The sequence below is a fragment of the Delftia sp. GW456-R20 genome, from assembly GCF_001622915.1.
GTDB lineage: Bacteria > Pseudomonadota > Gammaproteobacteria > Burkholderiales > Burkholderiaceae_C > Comamonas > Comamonas acidovorans.
Map to the genome: position 1 here is coordinate 944,397 of NZ_LWCN01000005.1, position 21,708 is coordinate 966,104.

17 protein-coding genes are annotated in these 21,708 nt (G+C 68.1%); 12 read left to right on the forward strand and 5 right to left on the reverse strand.

The window, feature by feature from the left end; translation table 11 throughout:
- Window positions 1-67: 67 nt before the first annotated feature.
- The 9 genes from A4F85_RS28170 to A4F85_RS28210 all read left to right on the forward strand — a co-directional run bounded on the left by A4F85_RS28170 (window position 68) and on the right by A4F85_RS28210 (window position 12,340).
- Complete coding sequence (locus tag A4F85_RS28170; protein WP_063328501.1) at window positions 68-706, forward strand: TetR/AcrR family transcriptional regulator; 639 nt, start codon at window positions 68-70, stop codon at window positions 704-706.
- A 147-nt stretch (window positions 707-853) separates the two neighbouring features.
- Window positions 854-1,333, forward strand: a complete 480-nt coding sequence (locus A4F85_RS28175) for a sigma-70 family RNA polymerase sigma factor (protein ID WP_063328624.1) — start codon at window positions 854-856, stop codon at window positions 1,331-1,333.
- Between the two features lie 2 nt (window positions 1,334-1,335).
- Window positions 1,336-2,289, forward strand: coding sequence for a FecR domain-containing protein (locus tag A4F85_RS28180; protein WP_063328502.1), 954 nt, complete (start codon window positions 1,336-1,338; stop codon window positions 2,287-2,289).
- A 97-nt stretch (window positions 2,290-2,386) separates the two neighbouring features.
- A complete protein-coding gene (locus A4F85_RS28185; RefSeq protein ID WP_063328503.1) occupies window positions 2,387-4,930 on the forward strand; it encodes a TonB-dependent siderophore receptor in 2,544 nt (847 codons plus the stop codon).
- 138 nt (window positions 4,931-5,068) lie between these two features.
- On the forward strand, window positions 5,069-5,584 hold the full coding sequence (locus tag A4F85_RS28190) for a sigma-70 family RNA polymerase sigma factor (RefSeq protein WP_063328504.1): 516 nt from the start codon (window positions 5,069-5,071) through the stop codon (window positions 5,582-5,584).
- Window positions 5,581-6,639: a FecR domain-containing protein gene (locus tag A4F85_RS28195; RefSeq protein ID WP_063328505.1), complete on the forward strand. Its 1,059-nt coding sequence runs from the start codon at window positions 5,581-5,583 to the stop codon at window positions 6,637-6,639. The genes A4F85_RS28190 and A4F85_RS28195 overlap by 4 nt, the downstream gene beginning before the upstream one ends.
- 142 nt (window positions 6,640-6,781) lie before the next feature.
- A complete protein-coding gene (locus A4F85_RS28200; protein WP_063328506.1) occupies window positions 6,782-9,253 on the forward strand; it encodes a TonB-dependent siderophore receptor in 2,472 nt (823 codons plus the stop codon).
- 115 nt (window positions 9,254-9,368) lie between these two features.
- Window positions 9,369-10,127 carry a hypothetical protein gene (locus tag A4F85_RS28205; RefSeq protein WP_231890639.1) on the forward strand — a complete coding sequence of 253 codons (759 nt, stop codon included), beginning with the start codon at window positions 9,369-9,371 and terminating at the stop codon, window positions 10,125-10,127.
- Between the two features lie 95 nt (window positions 10,128-10,222).
- Window positions 10,223-12,340 (forward strand): TonB-dependent siderophore receptor, encoded by a 2,118-nt coding sequence (locus A4F85_RS28210; RefSeq protein WP_063328507.1) that lies wholly within the window; start codon window positions 10,223-10,225, stop codon window positions 12,338-12,340.
- 90 nt (window positions 12,341-12,430) lie between these two features.
- On the opposite strand, the gene A4F85_RS28215 is transcribed toward A4F85_RS28210, so the two are convergent.
- From A4F85_RS28215 to glmS, 3 genes are all read right to left on the reverse strand, one after another.
- Window positions 12,431-13,477, reverse strand: coding sequence for a hypothetical protein (locus A4F85_RS28215; RefSeq protein WP_063328508.1), 1,047 nt, complete (start codon window positions 13,475-13,477; stop codon window positions 12,431-12,433).
- 346 nt (window positions 13,478-13,823) lie between these two features.
- The gene (locus A4F85_RS30945) at window positions 13,824-13,982 is read right to left on the reverse strand and encodes a hypothetical protein (RefSeq protein WP_180288463.1); all 159 of its coding nucleotides are present in this window, start codon (window positions 13,980-13,982) and stop codon (window positions 13,824-13,826) included.
- 257 nt (window positions 13,983-14,239) lie between these two features.
- Window positions 14,240-16,159 carry a glutamine--fructose-6-phosphate transaminase (isomerizing) gene (gene glmS, locus A4F85_RS28225; RefSeq protein ID WP_063328510.1) on the reverse strand — a complete coding sequence of 640 codons (1,920 nt, stop codon included), beginning with the start codon at window positions 16,157-16,159 and terminating at the stop codon, window positions 14,240-14,242.
- A 137-nt stretch (window positions 16,160-16,296) separates the two neighbouring features.
- Here glmS and A4F85_RS28230 point away from each other — a divergent pair, with 137 nt between their 5' ends.
- Window positions 16,297-16,812 (forward strand): Lrp/AsnC family transcriptional regulator, encoded by a 516-nt coding sequence (locus A4F85_RS28230; RefSeq protein ID WP_012207697.1) that lies wholly within the window; start codon window positions 16,297-16,299, stop codon window positions 16,810-16,812.
- 217 nt (window positions 16,813-17,029) lie between these two features.
- Window positions 17,030-18,190: a sensor domain-containing diguanylate cyclase gene (locus A4F85_RS28235; protein ID WP_063328511.1), complete on the forward strand. Its 1,161-nt coding sequence runs from the start codon at window positions 17,030-17,032 to the stop codon at window positions 18,188-18,190.
- Window positions 18,191-18,215: 25 nt separating this feature from the next.
- On the opposite strand, the gene A4F85_RS28240 is transcribed toward A4F85_RS28235, so the two are convergent.
- Window positions 18,216-19,076, reverse strand: coding sequence for a sensor histidine kinase (locus A4F85_RS28240; protein ID WP_012207699.1), 861 nt, complete (start codon window positions 19,074-19,076; stop codon window positions 18,216-18,218).
- A gap of 94 nt (window positions 19,077-19,170) precedes the next feature.
- Window positions 19,171-20,601 carry a bifunctional UDP-N-acetylglucosamine diphosphorylase/glucosamine-1-phosphate N-acetyltransferase GlmU gene (gene glmU, locus A4F85_RS28245; RefSeq protein ID WP_063328512.1) on the reverse strand — a complete coding sequence of 477 codons (1,431 nt, stop codon included), beginning with the start codon at window positions 20,599-20,601 and terminating at the stop codon, window positions 19,171-19,173.
- 104 nt (window positions 20,602-20,705) lie between these two features.
- On the opposite strand from glmU, the gene A4F85_RS28250 reads away from it, so the two are divergent.
- On the forward strand, window positions 20,706-21,680 hold the full coding sequence (locus tag A4F85_RS28250; protein WP_012207701.1) for a LysR substrate-binding domain-containing protein: 975 nt from the start codon (window positions 20,706-20,708) through the stop codon (window positions 21,678-21,680).
- Window positions 21,681-21,708: the final 28 nt, after the last annotated feature.

The following is a 21,708-nucleotide window of genomic DNA, read 5'->3' on the forward strand; positions in this document are numbered from 1 at the left end:
TAAACCAAACATACCCGCTTTGCACTATTTGGTATCAGATATGACCTGCGAGGTCTAAAATATCGCTATGACTAGCCGCTCCTCCATCAAAGAACAGATACAGCGCGTGCGCGAGCAGGCCATCGTGGCGGCCGTCAACCGGCTGCTGGCCACCAAGGGCTACGACGCCATGACGGTGGACGAGGTCGCGGCCGAGGCCGGCATGGCCAAGGCCAGCCTGTACAAGCTGTTCACCTCCAAGGAAGAACTGGCGGGCGCCGCCATGGTGGGCGTGCTGGACCGCGCCCTGGCCTTTGTGGACGGCCTGCGCGACACGGCGGCCCAGGCCGCCGAGGCCGGCACGCCGGTGCGCCCGCTGGACCAGCTCAAGGCCGTGACGTGCTGGGCCATGCAGACCCAGCTGGAAGGCGAAATGCCCTCCCTGCCGGCGCAGAACTCCAACCTCAGCGCCTCCCTGCAATCCAACGATGCCTACATGGACCGGCTGATCGCCCTGAGCAACCGCCTGAGCATCTGGATCACCGAGGCCCAGACCAGCGGCCAGCTGCAGCCCGCGCTGCCGGCCGAGCTGGTGCTCTACACGCTGTTCGCGCGGGCCTGCGATCCGGTGGTGGCCCTGCTCAAGGAATCGGGCCAGTACACGCACGCGCAGATCATCGACTGGGTCACGAGCACGACCTTCGACGGGCTGGCCGCAGCCGGTTGAAGGGCCGGCCCGGGCCGCTGTGGCCTCAATGCAAATGAGAATTCATATCAACTGGATAAAATGCCGGGAGTTCTTTGACGCACAAGAGGAAAGGCCCGGCACGTGCATCCATCCACCGACAGTGGCGCCAGCCAGGCTCTGGGCAGCATGTACGCGCAGCACAACCCTTGGCTGGTCGCGTGGCTGCAGCGCAGGCTGGGCAACCGCTGCGATGCGGCCGACCTGGCCCAGGACACGTTCACGCGCATCTGGGTCAGCGCCAGGACACAGGCCATCGAGGACATCCAGGAGCCCCGCGCCTACCTGACGACGGTGGCCCGGCGGCTGCTGGTCAACCACCTGGAGCGCCGCTCGCTGGAGCAGGCCTACCTGGCATCCCTGCACCTTCTGCCCCAGGCCACCGTGCTGTCCGTGGAGGCGCGGGCCATCCTGCTGGAGACGCTGCAGGAGCTCGATGCGCTGCTGGACGCCCTGCCCGCCAAGGTGCGCACGGCCTTTCTCATGTCCCAGCTCGAAGGCCTGTCCTACGAGGACATTGCCGCCCACATGCAACTGAGCGTGCGCACCGTGACGCGCTACATGGCCCAGGGCTTTCGGCAATGCCTGCTGGTGATGCTGGAGCGCTGAGCATGCAGGCCGCAGACGCACGCATCCTGGACGAGGCTGCCCGCTGGCTGGCCCGCAGGCACGCCTCGGACTTCAGCGCGGCCGAGCAGGCCGAGCTGGCACGCTGGCGCAGCCAGAGCAGCCGGCATGAACAGATCTGGCAATGCGCCGAGCAACTCAAGGGCCGCTTCAACACCGTTCCCGGCGCCGTCGGCATGGCCACGCTCAACCGCGCGCGTCCCTCGGCCGCAAGGCGCCAGCTGCTGCGCTCGGCCGTGCTGGCCCTGGCCACGCCCGCGCTGGGCTGGCTGGCCTGGCGCCACCTGCCCTGGCAGGACTGGACGGCCGACTACCGCACGGCCAAGGGCGAGCGCCGCGCGGTCACGCTGGCCGATGGCAGCCGCGTGCAGCTGAACACGGCCTCGGCCATCAGCGTGCGCATGGATGGCACGGCGCGGCGCATCCGCCAGCATGCAGGGGAAATCCTGGTCGAGACCGCGCATGCCCCGCCCTACGCCTCCCAGCCTTTCATGGTGCAGACAGACGACGGCCAGATGCAGGCCCTGGGCACGCGCTTCATCGTGCGCAAGCTGGAGCACGGCACGGCGCTGGCCGTGCTGGAAGGCGCGGTGCGCGTCACGCCGGCAGCATCGGCCAAGGCCGTGGTGGTGCATGCGGGCGAGCAACTGCATTTCGACGGCCATGGCGCCAGCGCCACCCGCCCGGTGGCGGCGCGGGACTCGGCCTGGACGCTGGGCGTGCTCTATGCCGAGAACCTGCGGCTGCAGGACTTCCTGGCCGAGCTGTCGCGCTACCGCGAAGGCCTTGTGCGGTGCGATGACGATGTCGCCGACCTGCGCGTCTCCGGCACGTACCAGCTGCAAGACACCGACCGCATCCTGGCCCTGCTGGCCCAGACCCTGCCGGTGCGCGTGCACGAGCGCAGCCGGTACTGGGTGACGGTGACGCGGCGCTGATTTGGATTTTTTTCTGCCAGGGCTGTCCGGTTTTTCACTCTCGCCTGTCAAGGGGTGTGAAAAGCACTTTCATCGACCGCCCAGAGGACAGAACACCATGCACTCCCCTTCTTCCACCGCCGGACCACGCGCCAGCCTGCGCGCCACCGCCTTGGCGGCCCTGGCCGTCAGCACCTCGCTGCTGCTGCACGCGCTGCCAGTCCAGGCGGCCGAGCCGGCCGCCAGCGCCGCTGCCCGGAGCTACCAGATCCAGCCGGGACCGCTGGGGCCGGCGCTGATGGCCTTTGCCGCACAGGCAGGCGTGAACCTGGGCATGGACCTGCAGCAGCTCGGCGGCATGGAGACACGCGGCCTGTCCGGCACGTTCTCCGTGGAGGACGGCTTTGCGCAGCTGCTGAACACGTCAGGCTGGACAGCGCGCCGCGTGGGTGCGGGCAACTATGCGCTGGAGAAGCTGCCTGCGGCGGCCCGCCAGGCGCCGTCCGCTGCAGCGGCCGTGCCCTCACCCTCACCCTCACCCTCAGCCCCGGCCGCTGCCCCAGCCGCAGCACAGGCCACGGAACTTGCCGCCATCACGGTGACCGCGCGCACGCAGAACAACCTGGTCGCACCCTCGCGGCAAGTCACGATTCTGGAAGGCCAGGAGGTGGAGCAGCTGCGCCAGGGCTCGGACAGCCTGGCCACCATGCTCAGCAAGGTGGTGCCTGGCATGGCGGACTCCAGCCACACCATCACCGACTACGGCCAGACGCTGCGGGGCCGCAACATGCTGGTTCTGGTGGACGGCGTTCCGCTGAACACCAACCGCGATTCGTCCAGGAACCTGGCCAACATCAACCCGGCCGACATCGAGCAGATCGAGGTGCTGCGCGGCAGCAGCGCCATCTACGGCAGCGGTGCGGCGGGCGGCATTGTCTCCATCCGCACCAAGCGGCCCTCGGGCGAGACGCGGGCCGAGACCATCGTCACCGGCTCGGCTCCCCTGTCGCGCCTGCGCGGCGCGGGGCTGGGTGGCGAGGTGCAGCACTACCTGTCCGGCGGCGGCGAGGTGGTCGACTACTCGGTGAGCCTGGGCGCAAAGCACATGGGCGGTGCCTTTGACGCCAAGGGCAACCGCATTGCGCCCGAGCCCAGCCAGGGCGACCTGTTCGACTCCAACATCTACAACGCGTCGGCCAAGATCGGCTTCAAGCTCGATGCCGACCAGCGCCTGCAATTGACCGCCAGCCACTACAACGCGGCCCAGGACACGGACTACGCCTCCGACCCGTCGGTGGCGCGGCTGCCGGCCGGAACGGCGGCGGCCCGCCCCATCAAGGGCCTGGTGCTGGCCGACCAGAACCAGATCAAGAACACCATGCTGGGCCTGGACTACGAGAACCGGGACATCGCAGGCAGCACGCTGGCCGCCCAGCTCTACTACCGGGATTTCTTCACGCGGTTTGCGCCCTTCGACGCACGCGCCGTGCCGGTGCGGGGCGCCAATGTCGACCAGTCCATGCAGAACTCCGAGGTCTTCGGCGGGCGCCTGACACTGAAGACGCCGCTGGGCGCCAGCAAGAAAAGCCTGCTGATCTGGGGTGCGGACTTCCACCAGGAGCGCACCGACATGCCCATCGACATCTTCGACCCCAGGGCCTATGACGCCAGCGGCGGCCTGGTCTTCAACAAGACCGGCCGCCTGGTCTACATGCCCCCGGTCACCACGCGCAGCATCGGCGCCTTCGCCCAGCTGCAGCACCAGTTCAGCGACGAATGGTCGGCCGAAGGCGGCCTGCGCTACGACCGCGCCCAGGCCAGCTTCAACGACTTCACGCCGCTGTCGCAATCGCGGGTGCCCAACCCCCAGTCCGTGAATGGCGGCACCGTCCAGTACAACGCCTGGACCTACAACCTGGGCACGGTCTTCACGCCGGTGAAGGGCCAGGAGTTCTATGCCTCGTACAGCCAGGGCTTCGAGCTGCCGGACATCGGCGTGGTGGTGCGCAATGCCACGCCGGCCTTCAACCTGGGCAACTCCAACCTGCAGGCGGTCAAGACCAACACCTATGAAATGGGCTGGCGCGGCAAGTTCTCCAACGTGATGGCCAATCTCAGCGTCTTCCAGTCGCGCTCCAACCTGGGCGCCGTGCAAAGCTTCAACAACGGCCTGTCCCTGCTGCGCACCCGCGAGAAGATCCACGGCATCGAAGGCGGCCTGGACTACTTCAGCGATGACGACCACTGGAGCGCGGGCGGCAGCTTCACCTGGATGAAGGGTCGCGAGCTGCCGCAGGCTGCCAGCGGCTACCAGGACATGACGGGCTTTCGCATCCCGCCGCTCAAGCTGACGGCCTATGTGGAGTACCGGCCCGATGCCCGCTGGAGCCATCGCCTGCAGGCAACCTCGTATGCCGCCAAGGACTACCGCCTGGACGGCAAGACCGGCTTTGGCCGCTATGACACGCGGGGCTACACCACGGTGGACCTGATCAGCCAGTGGAAGATCGACCCCAAGAACCGCGTGTCCCTGGGCGTGGAAAACCTGTTCAACCGCCAGTACTTCCCGCTCTACAGCCAGCTGCTGCGCAGCAACAACAACACCAGCCGCCTGCCAGCGGCCGGCACGGTGCTGAAGATCAGCTACGCGCACACCTGGTGACCTGCAGGCAGGCACCGATCGCCGGGGGCCTGCCAATACCCACCCGTGCAGCCCGGACGACCCCCTGGTTAAAATGAGAACCAATCGCATTAAGTCATTGATATCAGGGGATTCATCTTTGCGGTTGTGGGGGTCAGCATGTCATCCGGCGAATTCGCGCTGCACAACGAGGTCCAGTCGCTCTATCGTGACCATCACCGATGGCTGCGCGATTGGCTGCGCGGAAAACTGGGCTGTTCCCACCATGCCGCCGACCTGGCCCACGACACCTTCGTGCGCCTGCTCGGCCGCAAGGAGCGGGCGGACCCGGTGGACCCCCGCGCCTACCTGACCACCATCGCCCACGGCCTGGTGGTGGACTTTCACCGGCGCCGGGCGCTGGAGCGGGCCTATCTGGAATCGCTGGCCGCCCTGCCCGAGCCGCAGGCGCCCTCGCCCGAAGCACGCGCCATCGTGCTGGAGGCCCTGGTGGCCATCGACGCCATGCTCGACGGCATGAAGCCCGCCGTGCGCCAGGCCTTCATCCTCTCCCAGCTCGAAGGCCTGACCTATGCGCAGATCGCCGCCCGGCTGCAGGTGACCGTGCGCACCGTCAACAACTACATGCTCAAGGCGCTGGAGCACTGCTACCTCATCGTGGCAGACGGCGCATGACGGCCTTGCCCTCGAACAGCGACAGCGCCTTGGACGCGGCTGCACATTCGCCCACCCCCACCACCCCAGCCCAGGCACAGGCCCTCATCCGCCAGGAAGCGATTGCCTGGTACGCGCGCCTGTGCTCCGGCGATGCCACCGACGCCGACCGTGCCGCCTGGCAGCGCTGGCATGAGTCCCACCCCGAGCACCAGCGCGCATGGCGGCATTTCGACGCCCTGCAGTCCATGCTGCAGCGCGTGCCGGGCCACCTGGCCGCCTCCACGCTGCAGGCCAGCCGGCGCAGCCGCCGCCGGGTGCTGCGCGGCATCGGCGCACTGGTGGGCAGCGGGGCCGTGGCGGGCCTGTCATGGCAGCTGGCCGGCGGGCAGGGCGGCGTGCGCTCCTGGCTGGCCGACTACCGCACCGGCACGGGCGAGCGGCGCACCGTCACGCTGGCCGACGGGTCCGAGCTGACGCTGAACACCCGGACCTCGGTGGATGTGTCCATGGACCCCACGCGCCGGCTGCTGGTGCTGCGCGAGGGCGAGATCCTGGTGCAGACCGCCCATTCCCTGGCCGGGCCCGGCGCGGGCGCCAAGGATGGCCGCCCGTTCATGGTGCACACGCCGCAGGGCCGCATCCTGGCGCTGGGCACGCGCTTCACCGTGCGCAGCGAGGGTGGCGAGGGCGGTGACACCGTGGTGAGCGTGCTGCAGGACGCCGTGGAAATCCAGCCCCTGCAGGACCCCAGCCGCAGCCTGCGGCTGCAGGCCGGCCAGCAGGCCAGCTTCAGCCGCAACGGCATGCTGCCCGCCCAGGCCGCCGACCCGGCCCTGGTCAGCTGGGTGGGCGGCAGCCTCATCGTGGACGGCTGGCGGCTGGAGGACGTGGTGCGCGAACTCGCACGCTACCGGCCCGGCCGCCTGGCCTGCGACCCGGCCGTGGCCGGCCTGCGCGTGTCCGGCGTGTTTCCGCTGGCCGACACGGACAAGGCGCTGGCCGTCATCACGCGCGCCTTCCCGGTGCGCGCGGCCGGCCTGTCGCGCTACTGGCTGACCCTGGTGCCCGTCTAGGGCCAGCCCAGGGCCAGCCAGGGTCAGCCATTTCCCCATGCCGCACAAAAAACTTCGCGGCCCATTTTCATCTTTTGCGATCTCGTTCGGCTCCCTTCATGAAAGCCCTTGTCTCACCGCTGTTCATGGCCAGGAAACCCGAATGCAAACGCCCTTCACACCGACACCCGCCCGCGCGGCGCTGACCTGCCTGCTGGCTGCGGCGGTGGCATGTGCGGCCCCCGGCCACGCGGCCGAGCCCCTGGCGCAGACCCGCCAGGCCGCCAGGGCCTATGAGATCGGGGCCGGCCCGCTGGCCTCGGTGCTGGGCCAGTTTGCGGCGGCCGCAGGCGTGGCCCTGTCCTATGACCCGGCCAGCACGCGCCAGCGGCAGTCGGGCGGCCTGCGCGGCAGCTATACCGTGGGCGCGGGCTTTGCGGCCATCCTGGCGGGCTCCGGGCTGGAGGCGGTGGAAGGCGGCGCGGGTGAATTCATCGTGCGCAAGGCGGCCATGCCCGCCACGGCAGGCGCTGCAGCGGCCGACGCCACCGAGCTGCCCGCCGTGCGCGTCGTGGCCCGGGCGGCCCCTGCCCCGGTCGATGCCGACGAGCGCTACCAGCCCACGCCCGATGCCTCCAGCCTGCGCACCACGGCGCCCGTGCTGGAGATCCCGCAGGTGGTCAACGTGGTGCCGGCCCAGGTGATCCGCGACCAGCGCCCGCGCAACCTGGACGAGGCGCTGGCCAATGTCAGCGGCGTCACCCAGGGCAACACCCTGGCCAGCACGCAGGACACCATCATGAAGCGCGGCTTCGGCACCAACCGCGACGGCTCCGTCATGCACAACGGCATGCCCCTGGTGCAGGGGCGCGGCATGAACGCCGCCGCCGAGAGCGTGGAAGTGATCAAGGGCCCGTCCTCGCTGCTGTACGGCCTCATGGACCCGGGCGGCGTGATCAACGTGGTCAGCAAGAAGCCGCAGCTGCGCCAGCGCACGGCGCTGTCGCTGCAGGGCTCGGGCTACGCGGGCGGGCGCAACGGCACGGGTGCCACGCTGGACACCACGGGCCCCATCGGTGAGAACGGTCTGGCCTATCGCCTGGTCGTCGACCATGTGGACGAGGACTACTGGCGCAACTTCGGCCAGCACCGCGAGACGCTGGTGGCGCCGTCGCTGGCCTGGTATGGCGACGACACCCAGGCCGTGCTCTGGTACGAGTACCGCAAGTACCTGACGCCCTTCGATCGCGGCACGGCGCTGGACCCGGTCACCCGGCGCCCGCTGGACCTTCCGGCCACGCGCCGCCTGGACGAGCCCTTCAACCAGATGACGGGCGAGACCCACCTGGCCCAGCTCTCCGTGGACCACCGCCTGGGCAGCGGCTGGGCCGCCCACCTGAACCTGAGCTACAACCGCGAGATCTACGACGCCAACCAGCTGCGCGTGAACGGCGTGAACACCGCGCGCGGCACCCTGCAGCGCAGCAACGACGCCACGCACGGCGCGCTCAGCACCGACAGCTATGGCTCGGCCTATGTGGACGGCAGCGTGCAGCTGGCCGGCCTGCGCCATGACCTGCAGTTCGGCGCCGATGCCGAGTACCGGCTGATCTACCGCTCCGACCTGCTGCGCCAGGCCGTCACCTCCACCTTCAGCTACACCAACCCCGTCTATGGGCTGGAGCAGCCCTCGGCCACCGTCTCGGCCAGCGACAGCGACCAGAGGGACCAGCTGCACAACCAGTCGCTGTTCCTGCAGGACGCCATCCACCTGGGCGACCGCTGGGTGCTGACCACCGGCCTGCGCTACCAGACCTGGCGCCAGACCGCCGGCCGGGGCCGCCCGTTCAAGGCCAACACCCAGGCCGACGGCACGGCCTGGCTGCCGCGCGCCGGCCTGGTCTACCAACTGGCCAACGGCCTGTCGCTCTACGGCAACTACTCGCAGTCGCTCAGGCCCACCTCCACCATCGCGCCGCTGGCCAGCGGCACCGTGATCGACTCGGGCGTGGCGCCCGAGGAGGCCCGGTCCTGGGAAGCCGGCGCCAAGCTGGACCTGCCAGGGCAGCTCACCGGCACGCTGGCGCTGTTCGACATCCGCAAGAAGAACGTGCTGGTGTCCCAGTTCAACGACGCCACCAAGCTGACCGACTGGCGCACCTCGGGCGCGGCCCGCTCGCGCGGGCTGGAGGTGGATGTGGCCGGCGAGCTGGGCCGCCAATGGAGCGCCATCGCGGCCTTCGCCTATGTGGATGCCAAGACCACGCAGGACCCGCTCTACCAGGGCAACCAGCTGTGGAACGTGGCGCGGCAGACAGCCTCGCTGTCGGCCGTGTACGACTTTGGCCAGGTCCTGGGCGGTGTGCTGGGCGAGGGCCGGCTGCGCGTGGGCGGCGGCCTGCAGTACGTGGGCAGGCGGCCCGGCGACTCGGCCAACTCCTTCTGGCTGCCGGGCTACACCGTGGCCCATGCCTTTGCCACGTATGACACGCGGATCAACGGCTACAGGACGCGCTTTCAGCTCAACGTGAAGAACCTGTTCGACCGCACCTACTACCCGTCGAGCGCCAACACCTACTTCATCTCGATGGGCGACGCGCGCCAGGTGCTGCTGCGCGCCACGGTCGAGTTCTGAGCGGGCGCCAGCCCCGCCCCCGGCCTTTCCTTTTCCTGTGTCTGTCCCGGCCCGCAGCCGCATGCGATGCCGCGCATCACGCATCACCTCCATGAACTTCCCGGAAGTCTTTTCCATGCACCGCCAAGCAACCGCCCCCTCCCCCGCTTTTTCGCGCCGCTCGGCCCTGCTGCTGGCTGCCGCCGGCCTGCTGGCCGGCAACCTGCCTGCACCGGCCCTGGCCGCCCCGTCCAACTCGCCTGCCACGCCCAATCCCCCCAAGAAAGTGCTGCTGGTGGTGCGCGTGGAAGGCAAGAGCCTGCCCGTGGACCAGAAGATCCAGCAGCACCTGGCCGCGCGCGGCTACGCCGTCACCCTGCACAGCCAGTACGCGCCCGTGGAGGCCGCGCTGGACGCGGACCTGGTCATCCTCTCGTCCACCATCCGCTCGCATGACCTGCTGGGCGCCTACCGCAACGTGCCCGTGCCCCTGCTGACCTGGGAGAACGACCTGCTCGACGATCTGGCCATGACCGGCAAGCGCGCGGGCACCGATTTCGGCAGCGTGGAAAAGGACCGCTACGTCTGGCTGGTCAACGCGCCCCACCCCATGGCGGCCGGGCTGCCGGCCGGCGTGGTCGATGTCTATGAAAAGCAGGCCACCATGAGCTGGGGCAAGCCCGGCCTGGGCGCCACCACCATCGCCACCGTGCACGGCCACCCCGACAAGGCCGCCATCTTCGGCTACGAGAAGGGCGCCACCATGGACTACGAATCGCTGGCCCCCGCGCGCCGCGTGATGTTCTTCCTGGACAACGAAACCTTCCCTAACCTCTCCGCCGCCGGCCTGAAGCTGTTCGATGCCGCCGTGGACTGGGCACTGCAAGTGCGCTGATCTCCGCCGCTTACCTCCCCGCTTATTTCCGCCGCTTATCGCCTCGCCGAACGCCCCGCCAAACGCTTTTTTCCTCTATTGACTGGCCATTGCGCATGCCTTCCTCCTTCCACACCCTCCCCCCCATTGCCGGCATGCCCCGATCCTGCCTGTGCCTTGCCCTGGCTGCCATCCCCGTGATGGCCTTCTCCCAGGCTGCCGACGCACCGTCCACGCAACTGGAAACCGTGCAGATCCAGGCCGAGAAGCAGCAGAACAACGAAGACAACTTCGTCGCCCGCAAAACCACGGGCGTGCTGCGCTCCGATGCGCCGCTGTTCGAGACCGCGCAGTCCATCAGCGTGGTGACCCAGCGGCAGATCGAGGAAAAACAGGTCAGGTCCGTGGCCGAGGCGCTGGAGAGCGTGGCCGGCGTGGCGTCCGGCTCGTACGGCCGGCGCGGCTGGGATGACTTCATCATCCGCGGCCAGATCTCCAGCGCGCAAACCTATGTGGACGGCCTGCGGGCGCAGACCTCCACCAATGTGCTGCGCTCCGAGGACATCTTCGGCATCGGCTCCATCGAAGTGGTCAAGGGCCCCACCTCGGTGGGCTTCGGCCTGGCCCTGCCGGGCGGCCTGGTCAACCTGACCACCAAGCGCCCGCAGGCCGAGTCGTTCTCGCGCGCCGGCATCAGCGTGGGCAGCTATGGATTGAAGGAGGCCAACTTCGACCTGAACTACTCGCCCGACGGAAGCCGCAAGGGCGCCTTTCGCATCGTGGGCCGCGCATCCGACCAGAACGATCCCACGGACTACGTCTACTTCAAGAACCAGTACCTGGCGGGCTCGTACAACTTCGACCTGGATGGCAGCAACGAGCTGTCCGTCATCGCCAGCTACCAGCACCGCAACTACATCCGCAACCAGGGCATTCCGCAGAACTACGAAAAATACGGGCGCAATGTCTTCATCGGCGAACCCGACCGCAGCTACGAGGTGGACTCCTACCGCCTGGGCGCCAACTACGCGCACTACTTCGACAACGAATGGGTGTTCCGCCAGAACTTCGCGCTCACCAAGGGCAGCAGCCTGAGCAACTCGGTCTTTGCGGCGGCCAATGCCAGGTTCCCCCTGGTCGCGCGCCAGATCAACTACCAGGACAAGCAGGACGTCAACATCGCCCTGGACAACTACCTGCAGCGCAACTTCCGATTCGACCGCGTGAACTACGAGCTGACCGCCGGCATCGACATGATGCGAGAGCGCAGCGACTACTACCAGCGCGTGGACAACATCAACCCCTTCAACGCCGACAACCCGGTCTATGGCGTCACCTCCATCAAGGAGGGCAAGCCCTCGCACAACCTGACCTACAGCCAGTACGTGGGCCTGTACCTGCGCAACACCATCAAGATCGATGAGAAATGGATCGTCGGCCTGAACGGCCGCCATGACTGGACGCGCGTGGAAATCCAGGACAGGCTGGCCGGCGGCTCCGTCAGCAACAGCAACACCGCCTTCACGGGCAGCGCCTCGCTGATGTACCAGGCCAGCGAGTTCCTGGCCCCCTACGTCAGCTACTCCACCTCCTTCATGCCCGTGACGGATGCCGGCATCAACGGCACGCTGCTCAATCCCGAGGAAGGCAAGCAGACCGAACTGGGCGTGAAATTCCAGGCCCTGGACCGGCGCGTGCAAGGCTATCTGGCGGTGTATGACCTGCGGCGCAAGAACGTCACCGAGAACGACGCCACGCTGGGCTACGCCGTCCAGACTGGCGAGCAGACCACCAAGGGCTTCGAGGCGGAAGTCGCCGCCTCGCTGACGCGGCAATGGAATGTCTCGGCCGCCTACAGCTACATTCCCTCGGCCCGGACGTCCCAAAGCCTGACGGCCAGCGAAATCGGCAAGCGCATCAACCATGTGCCCAAGAACGCAGGCTCCGTCTTCACGCAGTACTACTTCAACCCCGACCGCCTGGGCTGGAACATGGGCGCAGGCCTGCGCATGCAGGGCGCCCGCACGGCGCAGCGCGGCACGGCCTTCGTCAACCTGGCCAAGTACACCCTGCTCGACCTGAACCTGGGCTATGAAGCGAAGTCATGGGGCCTGAGCCTGGCCATCAAGAACCTGCTGGACAAGGACTACGTCCAGGGCACCACACCGAACGCGCAGCTGCTGAGCTTCGGCAGCCCGCGCACGCTGATGGTGAGTGCCAGGTTCAAGTACTGAGGCTGGCTGGCTCCTTCAAGCATGCGAGCCTTTCAGCCAAGGTGCGCAACCCGGCACCGCCGATAGGCGGGCGCCGGCTGCGCCCCGGCTTCATGGCCCCTTGCGCAGCGAGATCGGCGTGCCCCAGACCGGGTCGGCCGCGCCCTGGCGGCCCAGCGTGGTGACCTGCATGGGCACCAGGCGTGCCATCAGCTTTTCCTGCTCGGCGTTGAGATTGGCGCGCGTGGCCAGATAGTTGCGCGTGAACTCCATGGGCGGCGGCAGTGTGTGGACGGTGAAGTCTTCCAGCGGGCATTCCACCTTCTCGGCCGCCACCTTGCGGCAGCCTGCCTGGCGGAACTGGTAGCTGGGCGTCTTCAGGTGCGAACGCTGGCTCAGCACCAGTTGGCCGCCCTCCAGCGTGAAGCTGGCCAGCGCCTGCCTGGGCGGCACGCGCACCTGGACCTTGAGTGCGGGAATGTCGCGCGAATCCGTGTCCTGGTAGTAGCCCGCCGCCATGCCCGGCGTGCTGTCGGTGACCATGCGCTCGCCCCAGGCCACGCAATTGCCCGAGGCGCGGTGCACCGTGGTGCAGTACTTCTCGATCCGGCTTTGCGAGTGCGTCGTGCCCTCCTTCCAGTTCATCTCGGTATAGAACTGGCGATAGGTTTCCGGCGACAACGTGGCCGTTCCAAGGGTGCCGCGGCCTGCGCCGGTGGCCCCGGCCTTGGCGCCCAGCTGGTCAAGCTGGGCATTGAGCCGGTAGTCGTCACCCCCCGTCATCAGGTACTTGCCCGGCGGCAGCACATGGACCTCGAAGGCCTTGAACAGATAGGTGGTCTTGGGGTCGCGCTGCAGCGCGTTGTTCTGGAACTTGCGGCCAAACACGATCTCCGGCTTGTCCTCATGGGTCCAGACCACGTTGGGAGTCCACTTCGACATGCCATCGGCGTCGGCCAGCGACTTGTGCGGCGTCAGGTCAGCCACCAGCACCACGGCCATGTTGGCCTTCAAGGCTTCGCTGATCACCCACAGCGTCTTTGCCTGCTCCGCTTCCTCCTTCTCGAGCTGCCCGCTGGAAGGCGGCGCGGCACACCCTGACAATCCCAGGGCGAGCACCAGGGTCGGCAAAACGAAGCAGGGGCGCTGCAGTGTCATCGTTGAAATCCTTCGGGGGTTGATGCTGGAAAGGCGTCATTTTGCGGGGAGATCTCCGGCGGCCCCGGCCAGGGGCAGGCCCTCGACACGGAAAAGCCGCCCGAAGGCGGCCGGTTCCAGGGAGCGATGCACCAGCGCTGGCTGCGATCAATCAGCGTTGCTGTGGCTGGCGCAAAGGCTGCCCTTGTTGGCGGACGTTCGCCTTGCACTGCATCTGGCTGTAGCTCCTGTCCGTGATGGGTTGCCCCATCTGCATGGGAACATGGACCGGATGCAACGGGCCTCTCGTGGGAAGAAGCTGTTTCATGGTTCCATCCTCACGTCAAACGGAACGCCGCCCAGCCCGTCAGCGGGACTGATTGGGCTGCTGCTGGCCTGGCTGGTTCTGGCCAGGTTGCTTGTGCTGGGGGTTGTCCTGCTGCTGCTGACCCGGGTTTTGCTGGTTCGGGTTCTGCTGCTGCGGGTTGTTTTGCTGCTGCTGTTGCTGGTCGTTTTGCTGAGCCATGGGTATCTCCTTCACATGGTGGTCAAAGAGGCGCGTCAAACGAAGCGCCCGACTGCAGCGCAGATATGCACTGCGCTGGTAACCAGTGTGGGACCAGGCATGCGGCTCAGCCGTAGGACCGGCCACAGCGTGCGCAGCCCCATGTTGCGACACCGCAGGTAGGCCAGCCGCCGGGTGTCCGACGGACATTTCGCACAGGGGCAACGAAGGACCAAGGCAGGTCACGACCTGCGCCCTGCTGCCCCCGGCCCTCTGCCTCACTCCACCGTCACGCTCTTGGCCAGGTTGCGCGGCTTGTCCACGTCGGTGCCGCGTGCGCAGGCCGTGTGGTAGGCCAGCAGCTGCAGCGGGACCACGTGCAGGATGGGGCTCAGGGCGCCGTAGTTCTCGGGCATGCGGATGACGTGCATGCCTTCGCTGCTTTCGATGTTGGTCTTGGCATCGGCCAGCACATAGAGCACGCCGCCGCGCGCGCGCACTTCCTGCATGTTGCTCTTGAGCTTTTCCAGCAGCTCGTCATTGGGCGCGACCGTGACCACGGGCATGGCGCTGTCCACCAGGGCCAGCGGGCCGTGCTTGAGCTCGCCCGCCGGATAGGCCTCGGCGTGGATGTAGCTGATTTCCTTGAGCTTGAGCGCGCCTTCCAGCGCAATCGGGTAGTGGATGCCACGGCCCAGGAAGAGCGCGTTCTCCCGCTTGGCGAAGTCCTCGGACCAGCTGATGACCTGGGGCTCCAGCGCCAGCACCGATTGCAGGGCCACGGGCAGGTGGCGCATGGCGGCAAGGTATTGCTGCTCCTTTTCCTCGCTCAGGCGCCCTTGCGACTGGGCCAGGGCCAGGGTCAGCAGGAACAGGCCCGCCAGCTGGGTGGTGAAGGCCTTGGTGGAGGCCACGCCGATCTCCACCCCGGCGCGCGTGATGTAGGCCAGCTCGCATTCGCGCACCATGGCACTGGTGGCCACGTTGCAGACAGTCAGCGTGTGCTTCATGCCCAGGTTCTGGGCATGGCGCAGCGCGGCCAGGGTGTCGGCGGTCTCGCCCGACTGGCTGATGGTGACGACCAGGGTCTTGGGATGGGGAACGCTGGTGCGGTAGCGGTACTCGCTGGCCACTTCCACGCTGCAGGGCAGGCCGGCCAGCGCTTCGATCCAATACTTGGCCGTGCAGCCGCTGTAGTAGCTGGTGCCGCAGGCCAGGATGAGCACGCGGTCGATTTCCTTGAACACGCGCCAGGCCGAGGTGCCGGCCTTGCCGTCCGAGCCCGCGCCGTCGAACAGCTCGGGCACGATGGCCTGCACGCCTTCCAGCGTGTCGGCAATGGCGCGCGGCTGCTCGAAGATTTCCTTTTGCATGTAGTGGCGGTAGGGGCCCAGCTCGGCCGCGCCGCTGTGGGCGTGCACGGTGCGCACGGGGCGCTGCTCGGGCGCCAGCCGCTCGCCGCCCTTGCCCACCAGCCAGTAGCGGCCGGGCTGCAGGTCCACGATGTCGCCCTCTTCCAGGTAGACGATCTGGTCGGTCACGCCGGCAAGGGCCATGGCGTCGCTGGCCAGGAAATGCTCGGAGCCATCCTGGCCCACGCCCAGGATCAGCGGTGAGCCGGCGCGCGAGCCGACCACGCGCTGCGGTTCGTCCTTGTGCATGACGGCGATGGCGAAGGCACCATGCAGCCGCTGCGTGGCGGCCTGCACGGCCTCGAACAGGTCGCCGCCGTAGAGGCTGTCCACCAGGTGGGCGATGACCTCGGTATCGGTCTGGCTGGCGAAGACATAGCCCTTGGACTGCAGCTCGGCGCGCAGGGCTTCGTAGTTTTCGATGATGCCGTTGTGCACCAGGGCCACGCGGGCCGGCTGGTCGGTGTCGGCCACGGGCGAGACGCCAGGGCCGTGGCTGAAATGCGGATGGGCGTTGCGCACGGCCGGCTCGCCATGCGTGGCCCAGCGGGTATGGGCAATGCCGGTGTGGCCGATGACCTTGTCCTGCTGCACCTGGGCCATGAGTTCGGCCACGCGCGCCGTGGAACGGGCGCGCTGCAGGCCCTGGCTGTGCACGCCCTGGGCGTCCAGCGCCTGCACGGCCACGCCGCAGGAGTCATAGCCGCGATATTCCAGGCGCTGCAGGCCCTGGACGAGGACGGGGACGATATCGCGGAAGGAAACCGCTGCGACGATGCCACACATGGACAAGCTCCTTGTTTCGAGATGACGACGGATGCTACGCAGGTTGAAAAGAAATTTCTCGCCAAATTTCTTTATCTATTGAACTAATATTTCATCAAAACCAGCACAAGAAATATTATTTCAATTCATAGAATTCAATGACACAAAATTCCATAGAACTGGACGCCACCGATCTGCGGTTGCTGCAATTGCTGCAGGTCGATGCCAGCCGCAGCAACCAGGCCCTGGCTGCGCTGCTGCAGCTGTCGCCGCCCACCTGCCTGCGCCGCGTGCGGCGGTTGCAGGAGACCGGGCTGATCGAGCGGCAGGTGGCCATCCTCCAGCCGGAACGCCTGGCCGCCGCCCTGGGCCACGGGCTGCAGGCCATCGTGGAAGTCTCGCTGGACCGCCAGGACAGTGATTCGCTGGACAGCTTCGAGCGCCGCGCCGTGGCGCTGGACGCCGTGCAGCAGTGCTGGCGCGTGTCGGCCGGGCCTGATTTCATCCTCGTGGTGGCCGCGCCCGACATGCCGGCCTACCTGGAGCTGAGCCGCGCGCTATTCACGGGCGACGCCAACGTGCGCAATGTCAAGAGTTTTTTCAGCGTCAAGCGCGCCAAGTTTTCCACCGCCATGCCGCTGCCGTCCACAAATCCCGGAACAGCCGCCGAATGAGGCCAGGAGCCTTGATTTTGTGAGTATTTGTGCTCATCAGGAAGCTACGCTGCATCAGGCCCGCGTAGGACAAGAGGCCTGCAATGTGTCCCGAACGCCAACTTTGGGCAACGTTAAACTTTAAGGCGTTGCGCACGCACGGGGACAATGATACAAATTGATGCAACAACACTTTCTGACGCGCTAGGCAATCGGCGCGCACTCGGCTCGCACCGCCATGTCCTTGCGCCAGCGCATCCATCGCCGAACCTACCCCTTGCGCGTCTCCAGCATGGCATTGGGCGGCCTCGTCGTGGGCACGGCCATGACGGAGATGGGCGCCAGCCCGGCGGTCTGGGGCTTTGTGCTGGTGAGCGCCCTGGTCTGGCCGCACATCGCCTTTTTGCACGCCCGCCACAGCCGTGACAGCCACCGCGCCGAACACGCCAATCTGCAGATAGACGCGCTGATCATCGGCAGCTGGATTCCCGTGATGCATTTCTGCGCATTGCCCAGCATTGCGCTGCTGGCCATCAGCATTGCCGACCGCAACCACACGGCCACGCGCGACGGCTGGCTGCAATCGCTGGTGGCCACCTTGGTGGCTGCCGCTGTGGTGGCCCTGCTGCTGCGGCCCGTGCCCGACTGGGAGGCCAGCCTGGCCGTGCAGCTGAGCATGCTTCCCCTGCTCCTGCTGCACAGCGTGTTCTCCAGCTGGTCCACGCGCCAGCTGGTGCGCAAGCTGGCACGGCAGAACGTGAAGCTGCAGGTGCTCAGCCGCATCGACCCGCTGACCACGCTGTACAGCCGTGACTACTGGTGGCAAAAGGCCCGCGCCGCGCTGCGCGACTACCGGCAGACGCAGGCCTCGGCCTGCCTGCTGATCGTGGACATAGACCACTTCAAGCGCATCAACGACAGCTTTGGGCACACCGTGGGTGACGAGGTGCTGCAGGCCATCGGACTGACCATCCGGCACTGCCTGCGCTCGCACGACGCGGCCGGCCGCTACGGCGGCGACGAATTCGCCGTGCTGTGCATGCACACCCAGCTGGACGACGCCTATGCGGTGGCGCTGCGCATACGCAACCAGTTGAGCCAGCTGCGCGTGCGCGAGCATCCCCAGCTGCGCGTGAGCGCCAGCATTGGCGTGGCGGCGGCGGACCCGAGTTTTCTGTCGGTCAAGGACTGGATCAATGCGGCCGACAGCGCGCTCTACAGCGCCAAGGATGCCGGGCGCGACCAGGTGATTCCCGCCGCGCCGCTGATGGCCGGCAGCGCGCCTGCCCGAGCGGGAACAGGCTTGGACGCAGACCCCGATACTGGCTCCGACACGGGCCCGGACACCAGGGACTCCCGCCCCACGCACCAGCCCGAGCCGGACGACACGCTGATCTGAGGGCAGGCGCCAGCGGCAGGCGGTCTCAGAGCCCGCGATCGGCGCGCCGCACTTCGCCGCCGGGCCAGTTCAGGCAAACGCAGCAGCCGCCCGCGGGCGTGGCGCGGATGGTGGCCTCGCCGCCGTGGCGGCGCATCACGCCGCGCACCAGGGCCAGGCCCGTGCCCAGGCCGGGGAACTCGGATTCGCGGTGCATGCGCTGGAAGATGCCGAACAGCGCTCCCGCACGCGAGGGATCGAACCCCACGCCGTTGTCCGTCACGCTGAGCGTGATGCCGCCGTCGGCATGGCGCTCCACATCGATGGCAATGCGCGGCTGGTCCACGGGCCGGGTGAACTTGACGGCGTTGTCCAGCAGCGCCTCCAGCACCTGGCGCAGCAGGGCCGCGTCGGCACGCACGGCGGGACTTTGCTGCGGCAGGCTCCATTGCAGCCGCGCCGCCGCGCCGCAGGCCGCCCAGCGCGGCTGCGCCAGCACGGCCGTGCGCGCCTGCTCCAGCAGCTCCTGCAAGGCGACGGGCTGCCACTGCATGGGCGTGCGCGCGGCGCGCGACAGGGCCAGCAGGCCGTCGAGCATGCCGCCCATGCGGCGCGCCGACTGGTCCATGGTCTGCAGGAAGCCGCGCGCCTCCTGCAGCTCCTGCGGCGAAGGCGCGGCCTGCGACAGCAGCTCATCGACCAGGGGGCCGAAGGACAGCACATGGCGCAGCGGCGCGCGCAGGTCGTGCGACACCGCATGCAGCCATTCCTGCTGCGCGGCGCGCAGGGCCTGCAGCTCCTGCTCGCGCTGGGCCAGGCGCTCCAGCGCGTCCTGCAACGTGCGGGGAGGGCCCTGCAGGTCGGCGGCGGGGTCGGGGGGCGGATGGGGTGCGAAAGGTTCCGTCATGGCATGGACAGGGTCAGGAGATTCGGCAAATCGGCGTACCCCGTACGGGACCCGCCGGCGATGCGGGCCCTCGAGCCCACGTGTCTCGGAAGTCTCAGGACTTGGGCAGTTTGACTGGGCGCTTCCAGCTGGTGATGCTCACCTGCCTGCCCCGCGATACCGTGAGCACGCCGGGCTCGGTGCTCTTGGTGACCGTGGAGCCGCCGCCCACCGTGCCGCCCGCGCCAATGGTGACGGGCGCCACCAGCACGCAGTTGCTGCCGATGTGCGCGTCGGCCTCGATCACCGTGCGGTGCTTGTTCACGCCGTCGTAGTTGGCCGTGATGGAGCCGGCGCCGTAGTTGACGCGCTCTCCCACCGTGGCATCGCCCAGGTAGGCCAGGTGGTTGGCCTTGGCGCCATCGGCCAGCACGGAGTTCTTGACCTCGACGAAGTTGCCGATGTGCACTTCGCGGCCCAGTTGCGCACCGGGGCGCAGGCGCGCAAACGGGCCGACCAGGGCGCCCTCGCCCACGCTGACGCCGGCCTTCTCGCCATCGACATGCGTGTACGGATGGATGACGGCGCCCGCCGCAATCGTGGCGTTGGCAATGCTGCAATAGGCGCCGATGCGCGCACCTTCGCCAATCTCCACATGGCCGCTGAAGATGCAGCCCACGTCGATCTCCACATCCTGCCCGCAGGCCAGGCGTGCGGCGCGGCCCGTGCGCGGGTCGTCGCGCAGGTCAAAGCGCGCGGGGTCGGCCAGGCGCACGCCCTGCTCCATCAGCGTGCGGGCCTGGGCGCCCTGGTGGGCGCGCTCCAGCTCGGCCAGTTGCAGCGGGCTGTTGACGCCCGCCACCTGCACCGGGTCGGCAATGCAGTGCGCGACCACGGGCACGCCGTCGGCTACGGCCATGGCGACCACGTCGGTCAGGTAGTACTCGCCCTGGGCGTTGTCATTGGTCAGGCGGGCCAGCCAGCCGGCCAGGTGGCGGGCCGGCACGGCCATGATGCCGCTGTAGATTTCCTGGATGGCGCGCTGGGCGTCATTGGCATCCTTTTGCTCGACGATGCGCTGCACCGTGCCGTCTTCGCCGCGCACGATGCGGCCGTAGCCTGTGGGATCGGACAGGCGCACGGTCAGCAGGGCCAGCCGCTGGCCATCGGCCGCATCGACCAGGGCGCGCAGCGTGTCGGCCTGCGTCAGCGGCACATCGCCCGAGAGCACGATGACCATGCCGTCGCCCGCCAGCGCGGGCACGGCCTGCTGCACCGCGTGGCCCGTGCCCAGCTGCGGCTCCTGGCGCACGAACTTCAGCGCCATGGAGCCGCCCTGGCAGGCCGCCGCCATGGCGGGCTCCACCTGGTCCGCGCCGTGGCCCGTGACCACCACGGCCGAGCGCGCATCCAGCTGCGCCGCCGTGGACAGCACATGGCCCAGCAACGGGCGCCCCGCCAGGCGCTGCAGGACTTTGGGAAGGCGGCTTTTCATGCGCGTGCCCTTGCCCGCGGCCATGATGACGAGATCCAGAGGTGCTGTCATAGGTGATTCATCCAAAACGCCAGAACCTGTGCCGGCAACGCCGCCGATTATCTGCCCGCCAAGGGCTGCGGCCGGTCACACGATTGACGTATGCTGGCGGCGCCATGCCCCATGCCACCACTGCCCCCGTTCCCCTGCTGCGCACACGCGCCATCGGAGCCGGCCATCTGCGTGCCTTCCTGGCCGTGGCCCGGCACCTGAATTTCCGCGCGGCAGCCGACGAGCTGTCGCTGACGCAGTCGGCCGTGAGCCGCCAGATCCAGTCGCTGGAGGATGAAGTCGGCGTGCCGCTGTTCCTGCGCCACACGCGCGCCGTGGAGCTGACCGGGGCCGGCGCCCAGCTGCTGCGCTCGGTGGCGCCCGCGCTGGAGCAGATCGACGCCTCGGTGCGCCAGATCCGCCAGACCGTGGGCCGCAAGAGCGTGGCCATCACCACCTGGGCCAGCTTTGCCGCCATGTGGCTGATCCCGCGCCTGGAGTCCTTCCAGCGCGCCTGGCCCGATATCGACATCCGCATCGACACCAGCGACACCGTGATGGACCTGGACACCACCGACGTTGACCTGGCCCTGCGCTACGGCCGTGCGGGCGACGGCTGGCCCCAGGCGCAGCGCCTGTTCGGCGAGCAATTGGCCGTGGTGGCCAGCCCGCGCCTGCTGGCCGGCGGCCCGCCGCTCAGGACGCCGGCCGATGCCGCGCGCTACACGCTGATCGAGACCGGCGACGCCCACCGCATGCCCCAGCTGGAATGGCTGGGCTGGCAGCGCTGGTTCGGCGTGCAAGGCTGCGACCAGTTGCAGCCGCCGCGCTGGCTGTACTTCAACTACGCCCACCAGATCGTGCAGGCCGCCCTGGCCGGCCAGGGCCTGGCGATTGCGCGGCTGCCGCTGGTGGCCGATGCGCTGGCGGCTGGCGACCTGGTCGAGGTGCTTCCCGCACACCGGCTGGAATCGCCGCTGGCCTACTGGCTGATCGTGGGCCCGCGCAGCGCAGCGCGTCCCGAGGTGGCCGCCTTCTGCCGGTGGCTGCAGGAGCAGGCCGAGGTCACGCGCGAAACCGTCGAATCGCCCCCGGCTTGAAAAATACCCCCACGCTCCCCCGAAGGGG